Here is a 16927-nt window from a genome sequence, read left to right as displayed (position 1 = left end):
AGCCCTGACTCTCTGCATAGTCAAGGGCTGGTCCCGTTTCGACATGGTTGGCCATCTGATGATGGCCTTTTTTTTGCCGGGAATTTACCGTTCAGCCAGCGTTTTCAACCAGCGAATTCCGCTTTCCGGTGAGGTCATTACCGGCACCGGCGGGGAAGGGAGCTGTTGTAAAACGCGCGCCATCGAAGCCTGCGCCAGCATCACGACATCCGCCTGGGTAAAGGCGCTCTGTAACCCTTCACTGACGATACGGTCATGGGTATCCATATCTCCCGCCAGCAGCGCGTGGAATGCATCCTCCATTAATACAGGCGTAATGGTTCGTGATTTACCGCTTTGCTGAACTTTACGCTGGACGTAATCCAGCGTTGGCTTCAGCGTGGTTGCCACAGTTGCCAACACGGCGATCCGCTCGCCTTTTCCAATCGCCTCTTCCACCATCGCGCAGTCAATGCGCGCGAGCTGGAGTGGAGTCATAAACTGGCATTGCTCCACCGCAGTACCAATTGAAGAGCAGGCGGTAATAAAGATATCGCAGTCCGCCTTTTCAGCAATATGCACATAGTCGGCGATGCGGGCGGCAATATTTGGTGATACGCCTCCGGCTTTCATCACCTGTTTAATCATCGACTCCTCGACCAGATGCATCACTTCCACTTCCGGCATAATGTCGGCGATCAGCTGTTGCATCATTGCAAGGGTGGCTGCACTGGTATGCAGCATGGCGACCTTTTTCATTGGGCAATCTCCTTAAGTAATATTTCTGCGACGGACAGCGCCGCATCATGATCTTCCTGCGCGGATAAACCGCCCACCGCGACGGCTCCAAGGCATTTCCCCTGGTGCAGAATCGGGATCCCGCCCGGCAGCGCCGTAAAACGCGGATCGGCAAAATAGCTAATATCCAGTTGCTCTTTTTGCAGACGCTGTAAAAATGCCTGCGTGGTGCAGCCCAGGCGGCTGCTGGTGCGCGCTTTACGCTGGGTTAACTCGATGGTTAACAGTTTGGCGTTATCCATCCGCGCAAAGCTGAGCAGTTCTCCATTGGCATCGCATACGGCCACGCTTAACGGGCGATTTGCATAACGTGTTTCGGCGAGTTCGAGCGCACAGGTTACGGCGCGCAGGGCCTGTCCCAGAGTGAGAGTTGTCATCGTGTTTATCCTTTCGACAGATTTTCGCAAGCAGGTTGAACGGGATCTTTGGCTGCTGCTACCTGCGCCTGTCTGGCGTCTTTTTTGCGCCAGTAGTTGGCGAGCAGCGAGCCGCTAACGTTACCCAGCGGTGTCATCACCGCTGAGGCGAGTCCAACCGTTGCCAGTTTGCCCATTGCGGCGGCAAGCCCTGACGCCATACCGCCGTTTTGCAGGCCGACTTCAAAGGCCACGGTACGGGCAGACTGCACGTCCATGCGGAAGATCCAGCGGCTCATCAGATAACCAATCAGGAAGCCGCCGAGGTTATGCATCAACATGGCGAAGCAGAGCAGGAAACCGACCTGCACCAGGTTGTCGCGCCCGGCGGCGGCGGCGGTGGTGGTAAAGAAAATGATCCCCATCATTGAGATGGTTGGCATGACCTTCTTCACGCCCGCCACGCGGCCATACAGCCAGTTGTAGAACAATGCCCAAACGAGGCCGCCTGCTACGAAGTTGAGGACCACCGCGTACATCTGCGCTTCGGCGCTGGCATGACCAAACAGCGCGTCCCAGCCGCCGGCAATCATATACAGCAGCCAAATTGCGCCGATCCCGGCCAGCATCTGGACAACACGGCGTCCGCGCACGCCTGCATAGGTTTTCAGATAGTCATGCAGAATTGCTGCGCCGATGGGAATTAATACGATTTTCACCACGTCCATCACCATCGCGGTGAGCTGGATATCGATCATCGAACCCGCCAGCAGATTAACCCACAGTGGAGTCATTACCGTTGCCGCCAGCGTTGAGACTGCGGCGATTGACACCGCCAGCGCGAGGTTGGCGTTGGCGATGTAAACCATCACCGTCGACGAGAGACCGCTGGGGCAAGCGCCAATCAACAAAATGCCCACCGCCACTTCAGGCGGAAAATCAAAGAGCAGGGTAATGCTCAGGCCGAGCAGGGGCATGATCACGAAATGGCAGAAGGTACCGATAAAAACTGCCCACGGCATTTTGGCGACATCAATAAAATCCTGGATCGTTAGCTTGGTGCCCATGCTGAACATGGTGGCCTGAATCACAAGGAACACGATCCATTTATGAGTGATATTGAAACCGCCCCAGACGATCAGATCCGTAGACCAGGTCATGGCGGCAACAAAACCAGCGATGATCCACAGCGTAAACTGATAGCTGCGTAAACCAGGCCAGTAGCCTGCACCGGCGGCGAATCCGACGGTGAACATCACCAGCCCCGGCTGCCACAGAGCCGTGGACTGGATGAGCGCGCCGATAATCGCCAGCACCACGCCCGCAACGCTGACGCCGAGTCCGGTTTTGTGAATAACAGTGGTCATAGTCATGTTGAAATGTCCTTGCTGTTGTTATTGCTGCCGGGGTGGAATAGATAACATGCGCCGCGCAATTTCCGGCGTAGCAACTTTTTTATCCATACTGCGAATGAGCGTAGCGAGTTTGGCTACCTGCTGATAATTATGCTGCGCTTTTTCTTCGGCGCTTAAATAATAACTATCTTCATAGCCGATTCGCACTTCACTGGCACCCATAGCGACCGCGGCAGCGATAATATCGAAATTCCTTCTGCCAAAATGAGTAATTCCCCATAAGGCGTCGCGTGGGATCATGCTACGCAGAGCAATTAATGCATCAACGGTTGCAGGCGTACTGCCGCGGTGACCAAGAACGATATTAAAGAGCATAGGTCTTTGAAAGTTTATTTTATCTTCAAGGTTCAGGATGTTATTAATCATGCCGATTTCAAAAACTTCAAACTCTGGAATAATATTGCGTTCAGTTATTTGCCGTGAACAATATTCCACGTCCGGACCGGGATTAAAATACACCGCATCACCGAGGTTAACGGAACCGACGTTCAGCGAGGCCATCTCCACGCCAGGGCAGGCCAGTGGCGCGCAGCGCTCGGCGATGGACATCGAAGAGACGCCGCCGGTAGAAGCCTGAATAATCAGGTTTGAATGGCGCATAACGCGGTCAATTGTTGCCTGAAAGTCGGTAGTATCTGGCGTCAGGCGTCCCTGTTTATCGCGAACGTGTAAATGGACGATGGACGCGCCATGTTCTACGCTGGCGAGTATTTCCTGCGCCAGTTCTTCGGGTATAACTCTGGGGCAATCCGCGGCAACGGGTGCCAGCGAAATAATAACAGTATCCGACATTTTTTCCTCCGGTACAGAGATATTAAAATTATAGGTAAGGCGTTATCCAGCGTAATGATTCCGGCCCTGATGTTGACGGTTGATATTCACAGCCAATCCAGTCCTGGTAATTCATTTTTCTTATAAAATTAAATAGCCATGCTTCATTTAACTCCCCGGTTCCTGGTTCATGGCGATAAGGAACAGAAGCGATTTGAAAATGTTTAATAAGGGTAAAATAGCGTTCGATATTTTTCGCCACGTTGCCATGAGTTTTCTGACAGTGGTAAATATCAAACTGTAAGCCGATATTCTTCTTACCAACCTCGTGAATGATAGATTCAGCCAGCGGGAAACTGTCAATAAAATAACCGGGCATATCCTGCGAATTTAATGGTTCAATCAGTACATCGATTTCCGCGTCTGCCATCACATCGCAGGCGATGCGCAGTCGATTCGTCAGGAGGTCGCGCTGGGCGTGCAGCGTCAGGTCATTGCAGCGCAAGCCGGACATAACGTGAACCCGGCGACAGCCCAGCGCCGTGGCGTAATCTCGCGCCACGTTCAGGCTGTGATGAAATTCCTGGTCTCGACCGGGCAATGCAGCGAGTCCCCGTTCACCCTGTGCCCAGTTGCCAGCCGGGGCGTTCATCAGCACCACCGGCAGAGATGTTTCCCGCTGAGCGGCCCGCAAATGCTCCAGCGGGTGCTGCCAGAGAAACAGCCCTTCTACGCCGCGAAAACCGGCTGCTTTTGCCGCCTGAAATCGACCCTCTATCGGTAAATCAGTAAATAACCAGTCGAGGTTAGCCGCTAACTTCAGCATGGCGTGCACCCTCCCGGCCATCAACCAGATGCAGCTTAACGCCCTGGCTGGCAATAGTCTGCTGCGCATTTTCCGGTAACCGGTTATCAGAAATAATGTCGGTTAACTGCTCCAGCCCACAGATGTGGAACATGCCGTATTTGCCAAACTTACTGCTGTCGCAGACCAGCACCCGACGCCGGGAGACGGTGAGTACCGCTTCTTTGACCGAGGCTTTCCCTTCACTCGGTGTCGACATGCCGCGCTCGGTATCCCACGACGATGAACTGAGAAACGCCACATCAATATTAATGGTGCGCAGAAAACTGGCGGCGCTTTTGCCAAGACATGAGCGGTTACGCTGATCCACCAGACCGCCGGTGTGATAGAGCGTAATGTGTGGCATATCCATCAGATAGTGGCTGATGGAAAAATCGTTGGTGACGACCGTCAGATTGAAACAGTGGCTGGCGGCCACCGCTTTCGCCACTTCAAACAACGACGTTCCGGCATCCAGATACAGCGTTTGTCCGGGCTCAATGAGCATTGCGGCGAGCTGGCCCATTTTGCGCTTCACATCATGATTCAACTCGGCTTTTTCCCGCCACGGCAGTTCGGATTTCAGCAGGTTATTGAGCTTCACGCCGCCGTTAATGGCGATAACTTTGCCTTCTTCTTCCAGCAACTGAATGTCGCGACGTACGGTCATATGCGACACGCTCATTAGATCTGCCAGTTCATTAAATGAGGCGGCATTCTTTTCGTGCACATAGCGGTAGATAAAATCACGTCGTTGCTCGGGGATCATCATGTCACCTCACGCTTGCCGGGAATGTTCAAGTTCGGCCACCGCCTCTTCTGAGAGCGGAACATAGCCGAGCGGTTTTAATGTCAGCCAGATGCGGGCGCTGTCTTCCAGTTCCTCGGCGTTAAACACCGCCTCACGCAGCGAGCGACCGCTTACTACCGGCCCGTGATTGGCCAGCAACGCAGCCGTATGATCTGCCGCGATTTCACTCAATGCGCTGGCAATGCCTTCATGGCCGGGCTTGAAATAAGGCAGCAGCGGTAGCTGTCCGACGCGCATCACATAGTATGGCGTTAGTGGCGGTAGACAGTTTTCTGGCGTAGAGCAAGGCAGACAGGAGAGCGCGGTCAGCCATGGAGAATGCAGGTGCACAACCGCGCCGCAGGATGGCCGATGCCGATACCACGCCAGATGCATGGGCACCTCTTTTGACGGTTTGTCGCCGCTAAGATGCACGCCGTTGGCATCCAGCCTACTTAGCGTGGCAGGATCAAGCTCACCCAGGCAGGAGTTGGTCGGGGTCACCAGATAGCCGCCATCCGGCAATTTGACGCTGAGGTTGCCGGAGCCGCCGCTGCTGTAACCACGCATAAACAAGGAACGGCCATAGTGGACGAGTAGTTCGCGTAGTTGGTGTTCACTCACCGGATTCATAATGCGTACTCCTGGGCTGTAAAAAAGAAATCTTCGTCACCAAAGTTGCCTGACTTCAGCGCCAGCGCCAGACCGGAGGAAAATACCCACGGCACGCCAGGCGCAATGGCTTTTCCAACGGACAGACGCTTCACCTGCAGTGCCTCTACCACGGTGCCGGATGTTTCTCCGCCTGCGACGATAAAGGTGTTTACACCTGCAACTTGTAGCTTTGCGCTCAGTCGGGAAAAAGCGTGTTCGATCGCCTGGCTGGCAGCCTGTTCGCCGTACTCTTGTTGAATGCGTTGGAGTATGTCTGGCGGCTGGGTGGCGTATATCATCGGCGCGAATGGGTCGTTGATATGCGTCATCGCCCAGGCACACAGTTCATCAGTGTAGCGTTCTGTATCAGACAGGCAGCGGGCCACGTCGAGTACACGAGAGGCTGCTGCGGCCTTATAGCGATTGACCTGACGATTACTCATTGCAGAACAGCTACCGGAGAACACCACCGTTTTAGCAGGTAGTGGAAAAGCGTCCAGCGGCATGGTTTGCTGAGTTCCGGTGCAGGCGGCCAGTGCGCCACCGAGCCCGGAGCCCCCGGCTAACAGAGGGCTGGCATGGAGTGCCTGCGCCAGCGTGGTGAGATCTGCTTCATCCAGCGTATCGACGATAACGTGACGCGTACCTTCAGCCTGAAGTTGGGCCAGAGCGTTAGTGACCGCTTCCACACCTTGACGCAGCGTCGTGAGGTTGATGCAACTAACCTTGCCTGGCGTTTGCGCGCTCAGCAGGCGCGGCAGGCTGGCATCGGTCATAGGATTAAGCGGATGCTTTTCCATCCCGGATTCGTTAAGCAGTACGCCATTTACAAAAAGATGGCCATGCACCACCGTGCGCCCGTTTTGCGGCAGGGCGGGGCAGTGGACGATCACGGGTGTATGCAGCTCGTTCATCAACGCATCGCTGACCGGTCCAATGTTGCCTGTTGGCGTGGAGTCGAACGTCGAACAATATTTAAAATAGATCTGGCGGACACCTGCCTTTTGTTTCAGCCAGCGGGCACAGGACAGAGATTGTGCGATGGCCTGTTCTGCGGGTAATGAGCGGCTTTTCAGCGAGATGACGATAGCGTCAACCTCTTCATTCCAGCATTGAGTGGTATCAGGCATTCCGGGCAGGAGTGCAACGCGCCACCCCTGCTGCGCCATAAAGCTTGCAATGTCCGTTGCGCCGGTGAAATCGTCGGCGATAACGCCTGTGGTGACGGCCATGGATCAACTCCGTTCAGATTGTTTGCTAATTGAACATATTATTCAGGAGGGACTTTCACATTCACATGATGATTATCACAAATAAGCACATCATTGATTCACAGTAAAAATGAGTAATCTATTGAAAATAATGGATAAAGATGTTTGGTGTTGCGGAAAGAGTCTCACAAGAGAGTGTGAAGATTCGTTAATCTTTGAGAAAGCGAAGTCAGTAGTATGCAGCGGAGTATTATCGAGGTCGCTTTAACTCTCTTGCCAATTGATCATAATCATCTGCATAAATGAGATTATTTTTTGCGGTGAGCATCATTCTTTCTCTTGATTAATTTCTGCATATTACCGGCTTTAATTTCATTAATGCCGGAGGATACCGTGTCGTTGAAAACCCAGGATGATTATCTACAACGTTTTTTCTCGATAGCAAAAGTATTCTCCAGTGCGACTGGATTAGCCACGGTTGTGGTTGATGTTAACGGAAAAACTCTCTCGGATTGCCATAACTTTAATTCGTTCTGCACATTAATGCGGGCGGATGAACGCTATTGTACGAGTTGCCAAAGGTGTGACAAATATTGTGCTTTTGAAGGATTAAAACACCTTAAACCCAGAATACTCAGCTGCCACGCAGGGCTAAGTCTGTTTTCTATGCCATTAATTCGCGAGGGGCATCTGTACGGTTTTATGCTCTGTGGGCAGGTGCGGGCAAAATATCAGGAATATAAAACCATCGTTATTGATAATAAATACTCATGGATGGATGAACCAAAAATAAAAGCTGAATGGAGTCAGGTGGCGGTAGTCGATAATAATACGCTGGTGGCATCAGCTAATTTATTAAATTTTATTGTTGATAATTTTGAGACAGAACAGCAACAACCTGATGAGTTTGTTATCCCGCCGACCAGTTACATGCGTCATTATTTTACAGAGCCTTCCCGACACGAGAAAAAGCTTCTGGCAGCGTTGCGTTATATTGATGAGAATTTATATAGTGAATTATCACTGGAATCCGTAGCAGCTCACGTTTGCTTAAGCGCAAACTATTTCAGCCGTTTTTTTAAGAAACGGCAGGGCGTTAACTTTAAAACCTGGGTGAATCAGAAAAAAATGCAAAAAGCGGGGGAGTTATTGCACGATCCCGTTCATTCAATAGACAGCATTGCCCGGAAACTCCAATACGCACAAACCAGTTACTTTTGCCGTGTTTTCCGGGCGGCGCATCAAACGTCGCCCCAGTCTTTTCGTCATGCCAGACTGTCACAGTAAAGGTTTTCTGGCAGCGTGATGGCTTCAGGGATAAAAGAGAGCCGATCGCTCAGGGTTACCACATCACCAATCACTATCAGCGCAGGGGGGAGGATGTTAGCTTCCTGCGCCTTGCTCAGTAGTGAACCGAGCGTACAGGTCAGTCGGCGTTGGTTATCCCGGGTGGCGGACATAATTAGCGCTGCAGGCGTATCTGCTGATTTTCCACCCATCAATAATTCCTCACAGATAAACGCCAGATTGGCGATACCCATGACGATAACCAGCGTACCATTCAGGTTCGCCAACTGACGCCAGTCCTGCTGTTGGTTGCCCTCCCGCGAATGACCGGTTACCACGTGAAATCCCGAGGCGAAATCGCGGTGTGTTACCGGAATCCCGGCATAGGTCAGGCCACCAATGGTTGAGCTGATACCCGGCACCACTTCAAACGGGATGCCCGTCTCGACGAGATCTTCAACTTCTTCAGCCCCGCGTCCAAAAACATACGGATCGCCGCCTTTCAGACGCACAATATTATTGTGCGTTTGGGCATACTGGACAAGCAGTGCATTGATTTCATCCTGCGGTACACAATGGAAACCCGGGTTTTTGCCGACATTGATAAGCAGACAATCAGGTAATGCCCATTCCAAAATTTTAGGATTGACCAGCCGATCGTAAATAATGACATCAGCCTGTTTAATGCACATCATTGCTTTGAGGGTAAGTAATGAAATATCACCGGGACCTGCCCCAACGAGCCAGACCTTTCCGAAAGTTTTCACATTGTGTCCTTTATCACATCGATCAAAAAAAGGCAGAAACCACATCAAGGAATGATAAAAAGCAGTCGTTTGCCCGTAAGTTATAACGTGAAATTATCCAAAATTATCGCACTGATAATATTGATTAATCTCGCAAAGTTTTTTCTGCAATAAACAAGATAACTTGAAAAATTATTAAGAACTTATTGGCACCATTTGCTTAGGTTTAACCTTATTTAAATTGTGTTTATTGCTGCTCTTGAGTATTATTGGTTAATATTTATCCGCCATCAGTGTGAGTAAATCATGGATTGGATCAATGACATTAATGGATGAAATAAAATATAACTCTCGGTGCTTATCTGGGTAGCTTGAATTATTTTTTATAAATTAAACTATTTTTGTACGCTGCATATGGAAGAGGTTATGAGAGGAAAAATACCCAAGACGGAGTTGCTGGTAACTTTTGAAGTTGTTGCGCGTCACGAAAGTTATACCCGGGCAGCTGAAGAGCTGGCTTTGACACAAAGTGCTGTTTTCCGCCAGGTAAATGCACTGGAGGATTTTCTCAATACCGCGCTATTTAATCATGCCAAAAAACGCATTTTCTTAAATGCGGCCGGCAAACACTATTTAAGTATCGTTAAAGAAACGTTAAATAAACTTGAACGAGATACGACGACGATAATGACCTGGCAGCCGACGGTACAGGTTATTGAGCTGGCGGTGAATCCGACGTTCAGCACGCACTGGCTGATCCCAAACCTGCGTGAGTTTAACAAACTTAATCCTGATATTATCGTGAACATTCATTCCCTGGCGAATATTGGTGATTTTCTCAATCGAGAGTATGACGCGGCAATCATGCGCGAAGACTTTTATTCGCCATGGTCAGGGGTTGAGTACCTGTTTGAAGAGGAAATTCTGCCGGTTTGCAGTCGCTGTTTGCTGGCCGAACCGGAACGAAAACTGGCGGTGAACGAATTACTAAACGAATTTCCGCTCTTACACCAAAGCACGCGCATCAAAGGGTGGCAGGAGTGGTTTGCGCTGTCAGATGTCAGCAGTCCGCTAGTGAATAAAGGTCCGAGATTTGATTTGTTATCGATGCTGATCGCGGCGGTCCGTTCTAATCTGGGCGTTGCGCTGCTCCCACGTTTTGCCATTCAGCACGATCTGGACAGCGGTGATATGGTCATTCCTTGCGATGTTCCAATGCGTACCGGGAATCGATTTATTATGACGTGGCGTGAAGAGAAATCGGAATCCGAGCATTTACAGATTTTCCGTAACTGGTTGCTCAGTAAGTCCGTGGTATCGGCTGCCTGAAGGTGGCTTGCGCCTTATCAGGCCTACAACGATGGGTAGGCCGGATAAGACGCGTTAGCATCGTTATCCGGCAAAAGAACGGCTACCAGTCGATCCCAACCTGTGCCTGAATACCGCGGTCAAACGCGTGTTTGACCGGGCGAATTTCACTGACCGTATCGGCCAGTTCCAGTAACAGCGTATGGCATCCGCGTCCTGTGACGATAACGCTCTGACCGGCAGGACGATTTTCGATGGCGCTGATAACCTCCTGGGTATCCAGATAGTGGTAAGCAAGCATGTAGGTGAGTTCATCCAGCACCACTAGATCGTAATGCGCATCAGCCAGCATGCGCTTACTTTCCTGCCAGACAACCGTTGCCGCCTCGATATCTGCTTGCCGATTTTGGGTTTCCCAGGTAAATCCGGTACCCATAATATGGAACTCGACGCCGAGAGGTTGCAGCGTGTTGTACTCGCCATTATCCCACTGGCCCTTAATAAACTGCGCGATGCCAACGGTTTTTCCGTGACCCACTGCGCGCGTTGCTGTGCCAAAGGCTGCGGTGGATTTTCCTTTTCCGTTGCCGGTGAAGACAATCAGGATCCCTTTCTTCTCCGTTGCCGCCGCTACGCGGGTATCAACCTGCTCTTTCAGCTTCTGCTGACGCTGACGGTGTCTGTCGTTATTGGCGCGCGCTTCCATGGAAACTCCTTAATGCCCTGCCGGACAAGTTGCGCAGCGATGCTGCTGCTCGAACTGGCTAAAGAAGTTATTGCCTTTGTCATCCACTAATACGAAGGCCGGCATATTTTTAACTTCCATCATCCATACGGCTTCCATTCCCAGTTCGGGATATTCAAGGCACTGCAGGCTTTTCACGTACTGCTGCGCCAACAGGGCTGCTGCACCGCCAATGCTGCCGAGGCTAAATCCACCGTGTTTCTGACAGGCATCAGTGACCTGCTGGCTGCGGTTACCCTTGGTGAGCATAATGAGGCTGCCGCCTTGTGCCTGGAAAGCATCGACATACCCATCCATGCGCCCGCCGGTGGTGGGCCCCATCGAGCCACAGGCCTGATTTTCCGGGGTTTTGGCGGGACCCGCGTAGTAAACGATATGCTTTTTCATGTATTCCGGCATCGGTTCGCCGTTATCCAGTCGCGCTTTGATGTTCGCGTGGGCGATATCGCGAGCGACAACAATCGGGCCGCTTAACGACAGGCGTGTACCAATGGGCAGAGCGGAAAGGTCATGCAGGATGTCACGCAGCGGACGGTTCAGATCCAGTTGTACGGTCTGAGCGCCGTTTTCTACTCGCTGTGAATCAGGAATGAATTTGCCCGGATTATGCTCGAGTTTCTCCAGCCAGATTCCGTGTTTATTAATTTTGGCCTTAATGTTACGGTCGGCAGAGCAGGAGAGGGCCATCGCGATTGGGCAAGAGCCGCCGTGGCGCGGTAAGCGAATTACGCGGATATCGTGGGCAAAGTATTTGCCGCCAAACTGCGCCCCGATGCCAAACTCGCGGCTGGCATTGAGCAACTCGGCTTCCAGCGCCGTATCACGGAACGCCTGGCCCAGCTCGTTCCCGCTGGTGGGTAGATTATCGTAATATTTGGTTGAAGCCAGTTTGGCGACTTTCAGCGCCTGGTCGGCGGATAAGCCCCCAACCACAAAAGCGATGTGATACGGCGGACAAGCGGCAGTACCCAGTGATTTCATTTTTTCGATCAGGAACGCAGTGAGTTTTTCCGGTTGTAGAATGGATTTGGTTTCCTGGTACAGCGCCGCTTTGTTAGCTGAGCCGCCACCTTTATTGACGAACAGGAAACGGTATTCGTTACCTGGGGTGGCGCTAATATCGATTTGTGCGGGCAGGTTGGTCTGGGTATTGACCTCGGTATACATATCCAGCGGGGCATTTTGCGAGTAACGCAGGTTGTTTTCGGTAAAGGTGGAATACACGCCTTTGCTTAATGCTTCTGCGTCATCGCCGCCGGTCCAGACATGTTGTCCTTTGCTGGCCACAATGGTTGCCGTCCCGGTATCCTGGCAGTTGGGCAGTACGCCTTTAGCTGAAACCTCTGCATTGCGCAGCAGCTGCAATGCGACGTACTTATCGTTACTGCTGGCCTGTGGGTCGTGCAAAATGCTGGCAATCTGTTTTAAATGTCCGGCGCGCAGGAAAAATGAAGCCTCATAAAACGCCTGCTGTGCTAACAAGGTTAACGCTTCCGGTGCAACCTTGATCACTTCCTCTCCGTCTAACTCCGTTACCGTAACGTGCTGGTTACTAAGTAATTCATACTCGGTACTATCTTTACTCTGAACAAAGAGTTCCTGCCAGACAAATGGTTTAGACATGTTTACTTCTCACCTCTTCGTGTTGTTTACCGAATGGCGCTTCGCTTATCCGGCCTACGATTAACGCATTGGTGTAGGTCGGATAAGCGAAGCGCCATCCGGCGTAAAGTTATTTGGCTAAAAAGACATTGGCTTTTGTCGCTTCGGCGACATATTCGATAGTTTTCTGGGCACGAACGCTGTTTCCGGCTTCATCAAGCGGCGGAGAATAGACCGCAATCGCATATTCGCCTGGGACAACGGCAACCATGCCGCCGCCGACGCCGCTTTTCGCCGGGATGCCAACGGTGTACAGCCATTTACCGCTACCGTCGTAAAGCCCGGCAATTGCCATTTCTGCCAGCACCTGCGGAACATATTTCTCATTCAGCAACTGTTTACCGTTGAACGGAGATTTGCCTTTGTTCGCGAGTACAGCACCCATTTTGGCCAGTTGCTCAACGGTGATATCCACCGAGCACTGGCGGGTATAAATTTCAACGGCTTCGTCAGTGTTGCCATAGAAGCTGTTATAGGATTCCATCAGTTTGGCCAGCGCCTGATTGTGCTGGTTGGTTTCCATTTCAGATTTGAAAACCGGTTCGTTCACGGTGAGAGTGGCATCGGCCCAGACGTTCAGGTTGTCGAGGATTTTGTTCCAACGATCGGTTTTGTCTTTGGCTTCGATCAGGCTAACGGTGCTCATGGCCCCGGCGTTTACCAGAGGGTTTTCAGGCGCGCCTTTGGTCAGTTCAACGGCTAAACCTGAGTTGAATGGCATTCCGGTGGCATTGGCGCCAAGTTTATCCAGCACTACCTGAGGACCGTGCAGCTCCATGGCAAGCGCCATGGTGAACACTTTACTCAGGGATTCCATTGGGAAAGGTTTGTTAACATCGCCAACCTGGTAGATCTTGCCGTCCACCGTCGCAATGGTGATGGCAAAATTTTTCGGGCTATAGGTCGCCAGAGCAGGGATGTAGTCGGCGACTTTTCCATCGTTGTTACTTTTGTACTTCTGATGAGCCTGTTCTATCAGCTTGGCGTAGTCGGGCGTGGTTTGCGCGAATGTGGTTGCGCTAAACAAGACGCTGAAAGAAAAGAGACTCACGCCGAGAATTGTTTTATTCATTATGCATTCCTGTTGGTGTGCTCATCTTGGTGCCGGATGGCGGCGTACCGCCTTATCCGGCCTACGGATGGTTAAACGTTATGTAGGCCGGATAAGCGCGAGCGCCATCCGGCAATGGCGTTGTGTCAGGACATGGCAACTTCTGACGGTTCGGTAACCGGACGTTCCTGCTCCGGGGACTTCACTGGTGCAGAGCCACGGCAACCCTGGCCGAAGTGTTCACCTTCCCAACGGCTGACAATGGCTGCTCCCATGGCGTTACTCATAACGTTCGTGGCGGAACGACCCATATCGAGGAACGGATCGACACCCATCAGCAGAATCAGACCTGCTTCTGGAATGTTGAACTGGTTCAGGGTTGCAGCGATAACCACCATTGATGCGCGCGGTACGCCTGCCATTCCTTTTGAGGTCAGCATCAGGATTAACAGCATGGTGATTTGCTCGCCCATGCTCAGTTCGATGTTGCACGCCTGGGCAATAAAGACGGTGGCAAATGAGCAATAAGCCATGGAACCGACCAGGTTAAAGGAATAACCGATAGGCAGAACGAAGCTGGCGATTTTTGACGAAACACCGAATTTTTCCAGCTTGTCCAGCGTACCCGGGAAGGCGGCTTCAGAGCTTGAAGTGGTAAAGGCCAGCAGAGCGGGTTCGAGGATTGATTTAGTTAACCGTGCGATGCAAGGCCCGACGATCATCGTAGACAGGCCAATCAGGATCGCCCACAGCATACCCAGCGTCAGGTAGAACTCACCCATGAAGATCCCGGCGCTAACCATCACACCCAGACCACGTTCGGCAATCAGACCTGAAATAGCGGCAAACACGGTCAGTGGTGCAAACAGCATGACGTAACCCGTCAGCTTCAGCATGACGTGCACCAGTGAATCCAGCACTTTCACGATAGGATCGGCTTTTTCACCAATCGCAGCGAGGCTGCAACCGAGGAAGATTGAGAACACGACGATCTGCAGAATTTCGTTACGCGCCATCGCATCGACAATACTGGTCGGTACCGCGTGTGAGATGAATACTTTCAGCGTGAATGGCTCTGACTTAACGGCGGCAACGGCTCCGACGTCATGTGGCACAAAGTTGATACCTGCGCCTGGCTGGAAGATATTAACGATAACCAGACCCAGTGCAATTGACACCAGAGAGGCGCAAATAAACAGGAAGAAGGTTTTCGAAAATATACGTCCCAGCGTTTTGGCATCGCCCATTTTGGCAATACCCACAACCAGAGTTGAAATAACCAATGGAGCGATAATCATTTTCACCATACGTAAGAATATGGTGGTGAAAATGGAAATGTCTGCTGCATAAGATTTTGCTGTTTCAGCCGCGGCCATATTATTTATGGCCACCCCGGCAATCATGCCGAGTATCAGGCCTAATATGATCATCTTCGTTAAACTAATTTTCTTCATGTGTACTCCATCGGATAAAGGCTGGTAATTGGAATTGTGTAGGGTGGCGTGCGCCTGAACCTGGACAGCAGCTCAGACGCACGCCTGTTGTGACCAACCGCATGAATAATTCGAAGCACTGTGATACAGCTGAATTCTGTGCTCCAATGGTTGTTATTGTGTTTTTTTGTTACAAGTCGAACTCAATACTTAATAATGGAGCGTGTTGCTGCGCACCATAAACATCATTGTCACCGACGTTGCCGGAAATAATATCTCGTGGCATGACGATTTTTACGGCATTCGCTGGATCGAACCAGACGATATTGTGAATAAATTCAGGCTCAACATTATATAAACCGGCAATAAGCTGCGGCGTTAATTGCTCGCAGGCTTTTACCCGCTGATAGTCTTCCCTTGTTTTAAATAAAATATCTAAAACCAGTTCGTACGGTCCGGCATTTTTGGAACGAATAACTTGTGCCAGTGAACAAATTGAGTGTTTCATGCCTGAACTCCTTCTGGCGTCACCTGTTCAATGTGGAAATCAAAACGCAGCGCATCGCTCGCTTCAATCAGGTGATAGATCGAGAACTCATACACCGGTCCACTCTGAATATCAGATGGCGAGAACGGGAAGGCGAGGTTGCCCGCAGTCGCAATGCGATTTTCATAGCCGTAGTGCAGCAGGGTAGAGCGCACCAGCGAGCAAACACTGTTAGCGATATCCTGTGTTGGCGCAACGACATCCAGTAGAATTCCCAGTTCATGGCCCGCAGTTTTCATCGGCTCATGGTTGCCCATCACACCGTTCTTACCGTAAAGGTGGAACGTCATGCGGATACTGTCGTCATTCAGTGAGAGGTTACGTGCAACGCTTGCCTGTACCTCTTCAAGAATCGTGTCAATCCCGGCAATCATAATAGGGTCACGTGTTCCGGCGATGGTCAGGCAACGGAAGCCAACCTGGCGTGCACCTTCCAGTTTCAACGCATACGGTGTTTCTTCATGCCGTGAACCGCTGACATACACTTCACCCTCGTTAACCTGGGTGAAAGTGCATGCCTTCAGGTTCAGCACACCGCCTGGCCCTGGCAGGAAGTACGGATCTGACTTCTCGTACAGAGTGTGCGCTGCTGCGGAAGTCTCGGTGAACTTACGCTTGGGATTGAACGCCTTCAGCGTAAAGCCGTTATCGTCAATGATTCCCATCGCACAATCTGAGCCGGAACCAGGGGTGGCGGCAATGGCTGCACACTCAAGGATCTTACCGCAATGAAGCGCCAGACCTTCATCAAAGCCCTGCATAATCGGCAGCGCGGCGAAGCAGGCCGGATCGTAGGCACGTCCGCCCAGGACCACCTGCGCACCGGCTTTCAGCGCACGCTGGAAAGGCTCGACGCCCATCTGCGCGACAATGTAGGTGCTCTCTTCAATGGCCTCGTGAGTCAGTTCAGGCACAAAATCGAGCGCGGTGATTTTGCCGTTATCCAGCGCCTGATGAACGATTTCTTTGTCGACATCAGACGGAATCAGCGCCATTGAGAAAGACAGTTTTTCTTCCTGCGCGATCTCATGGATTATCTGGCGACACCACTCCAGATGCGGAGCTGCACCAGAACCACCGGCTGTGCCGATCACGACAGGGATGTTGTTCTTAACGCCTGCCACAATCATATAGCGCAGATCGCGTTTCACTCCGGCCCTGTCAGTAAAGGGTTTACCTGCCCCCAGGTAGTGGGGGCCAGGATCGGAGGAACCTGCGTCAACAGCAATAAGATCCGGTGACTCTTCCATGGCTTTACGAAAACTTTCTTCCGGGAAGCCATAACCCAGGATAGCCGTAGGCGATAAGATCTTAAATGTGCGTGCCATCT

Annotated in this window: 16 protein-coding genes and 1 pseudogene; 2 read left to right on the top strand and 15 right to left on the bottom strand. The window is 51.5% G+C overall.

Translation table 11 applies throughout. The features are described 5' to 3' along the window. Window positions 1-84: 84 nt before the first annotated feature. From OGX83_RS10630 to otnK, 8 genes are read right to left on the bottom strand one after another with little or no spacing between them, the layout of a single operon-like run. Window positions 85-738: an aspartate/glutamate racemase family protein gene (locus OGX83_RS10630; protein WP_032942725.1), complete on the bottom strand. Its 654-nt coding sequence runs from the start codon at window positions 736-738 to the stop codon at window positions 85-87. Then, a complete protein-coding gene (locus OGX83_RS10625) occupies window positions 735-1154 on the bottom strand; it encodes a GlcG/HbpS family heme-binding protein (protein WP_060682564.1) in 420 nt (139 codons plus the stop codon). Before OGX83_RS10625 ends, OGX83_RS10630 begins: the two co-directional genes overlap by 4 nt. A 5-nt stretch (window positions 1155-1159) precedes the next feature. Then, entirely contained in the window at window positions 1160-2506 is a 1347-nt protein-coding gene (locus OGX83_RS10620; RefSeq protein WP_286588013.1) for a bile acid:sodium symporter family protein, read from the bottom strand. A 21-nt stretch (window positions 2507-2527) separates the two neighbouring features. Continuing rightward, entirely contained in the window at window positions 2528-3340 is an 813-nt protein-coding gene (locus OGX83_RS10615; protein ID WP_234692222.1) for a beta-keto acid cleavage family enzyme, read from the bottom strand. A gap of 28 nt (window positions 3341-3368) precedes the next feature. Continuing rightward, window positions 3369-4145, bottom strand: a complete 777-nt coding sequence (locus OGX83_RS10610) for a hydroxypyruvate isomerase family protein (protein ID WP_032942728.1) — start codon at window positions 4143-4145, stop codon at window positions 3369-3371. Then, window positions 4126-4935: a DeoR/GlpR family DNA-binding transcription regulator gene (locus OGX83_RS10605; protein WP_172313033.1), complete on the bottom strand. Its 810-nt coding sequence runs from the start codon at window positions 4933-4935 to the stop codon at window positions 4126-4128. The genes OGX83_RS10610 and OGX83_RS10605 overlap by 20 nt, the downstream gene beginning before the upstream one ends. 6 nt (window positions 4936-4941) lie before the next feature. After that, entirely contained in the window at window positions 4942-5586 is a 645-nt protein-coding gene (otnC, locus tag OGX83_RS10600; RefSeq protein WP_008784146.1) for a 3-oxo-tetronate 4-phosphate decarboxylase, read from the bottom strand. After that, window positions 5583-6839 carry a 3-oxo-tetronate kinase gene (otnK, locus tag OGX83_RS10595; RefSeq protein WP_234692225.1) on the bottom strand — a complete coding sequence of 419 codons (1257 nt, stop codon included), beginning with the start codon at window positions 6837-6839 and terminating at the stop codon, window positions 5583-5585. The genes otnC and otnK overlap by 4 nt, the downstream gene beginning before the upstream one ends. Window positions 6840-7211: 372 nt before the next feature. Between otnK and OGX83_RS10590 the strand changes: the two genes are divergently transcribed. After that, window positions 7212-8105, top strand: coding sequence for a PocR ligand-binding domain-containing protein (locus OGX83_RS10590; RefSeq protein WP_234692226.1), 894 nt, complete (start codon window positions 7212-7214; stop codon window positions 8103-8105). Here OGX83_RS10590 and cobA read toward each other — a convergent pair. After that, the gene (cobA, locus tag OGX83_RS10585; protein ID WP_234692227.1) at window positions 8084-8872 is read right to left on the bottom strand and encodes a uroporphyrinogen-III C-methyltransferase; all 789 of its coding nucleotides are present in this window, start codon (window positions 8870-8872) and stop codon (window positions 8084-8086) included. The genes OGX83_RS10590 and cobA overlap by 22 nt on opposite strands. 405 nt (window positions 8873-9277) lie before the next feature. Here cobA and OGX83_RS10580 point away from each other — a divergent pair, with 405 nt between their 5' ends. Then, window positions 9278-10180 (top strand): LysR substrate-binding domain-containing protein, encoded by a 903-nt coding sequence (locus OGX83_RS10580; protein WP_003022936.1) that lies wholly within the window; start codon window positions 9278-9280, stop codon window positions 10178-10180. An 82-nt stretch (window positions 10181-10262) separates the two neighbouring features. Here the strand turns inward: OGX83_RS10580 and cobO are convergent, their stop codons facing one another. From cobO to OGX83_RS10550, 6 genes and pseudogenes are all read right to left on the bottom strand, one after another. Continuing rightward, complete coding sequence (cobO, locus tag OGX83_RS10575) at window positions 10263-10865, bottom strand: cob(I)yrinic acid a,c-diamide adenosyltransferase (RefSeq protein ID WP_063940686.1); 603 nt, start codon at window positions 10863-10865, stop codon at window positions 10263-10265. Between the two features lie 9 nt (window positions 10866-10874). Further along, entirely contained in the window at window positions 10875-12527 is a 1653-nt protein-coding gene (locus OGX83_RS10570; RefSeq protein ID WP_060682560.1) for a class I fumarate hydratase, read from the bottom strand. 109 nt (window positions 12528-12636) lie between these two features. After that, window positions 12637-13638, bottom strand: a complete 1002-nt coding sequence (glsA, locus tag OGX83_RS10565; protein WP_286588009.1) for a glutaminase A — start codon at window positions 13636-13638, stop codon at window positions 12637-12639. A gap of 151 nt (window positions 13639-13789) precedes the next feature. Further along, window positions 13790-15071: pseudogene (locus tag OGX83_RS10560) on the bottom strand (dicarboxylate/amino acid:cation symporter); the annotation flags it as partial. A 169-nt stretch (window positions 15072-15240) separates the two neighbouring features. Next, window positions 15241-15558 carry a DUF4387 domain-containing protein gene (locus OGX83_RS10555; RefSeq protein WP_003831425.1) on the bottom strand — a complete coding sequence of 106 codons (318 nt, stop codon included), beginning with the start codon at window positions 15556-15558 and terminating at the stop codon, window positions 15241-15243. Beyond that, window positions 15555-16925, bottom strand: coding sequence for an acyclic terpene utilization AtuA family protein (locus OGX83_RS10550; RefSeq protein ID WP_003022951.1), 1371 nt, complete (start codon window positions 16923-16925; stop codon window positions 15555-15557). The genes OGX83_RS10555 and OGX83_RS10550 overlap by 4 nt, the downstream gene beginning before the upstream one ends. Window positions 16926-16927: the final 2 nt, after the last annotated feature.

This window comes from Citrobacter sp. Cpo074 (assembly GCF_030332745.1).
GTDB lineage: Bacteria > Pseudomonadota > Gammaproteobacteria > Enterobacterales > Enterobacteriaceae > Citrobacter > Citrobacter portucalensis.
This window is presented reverse-complemented; position numbering and strand designations above follow the sequence as displayed.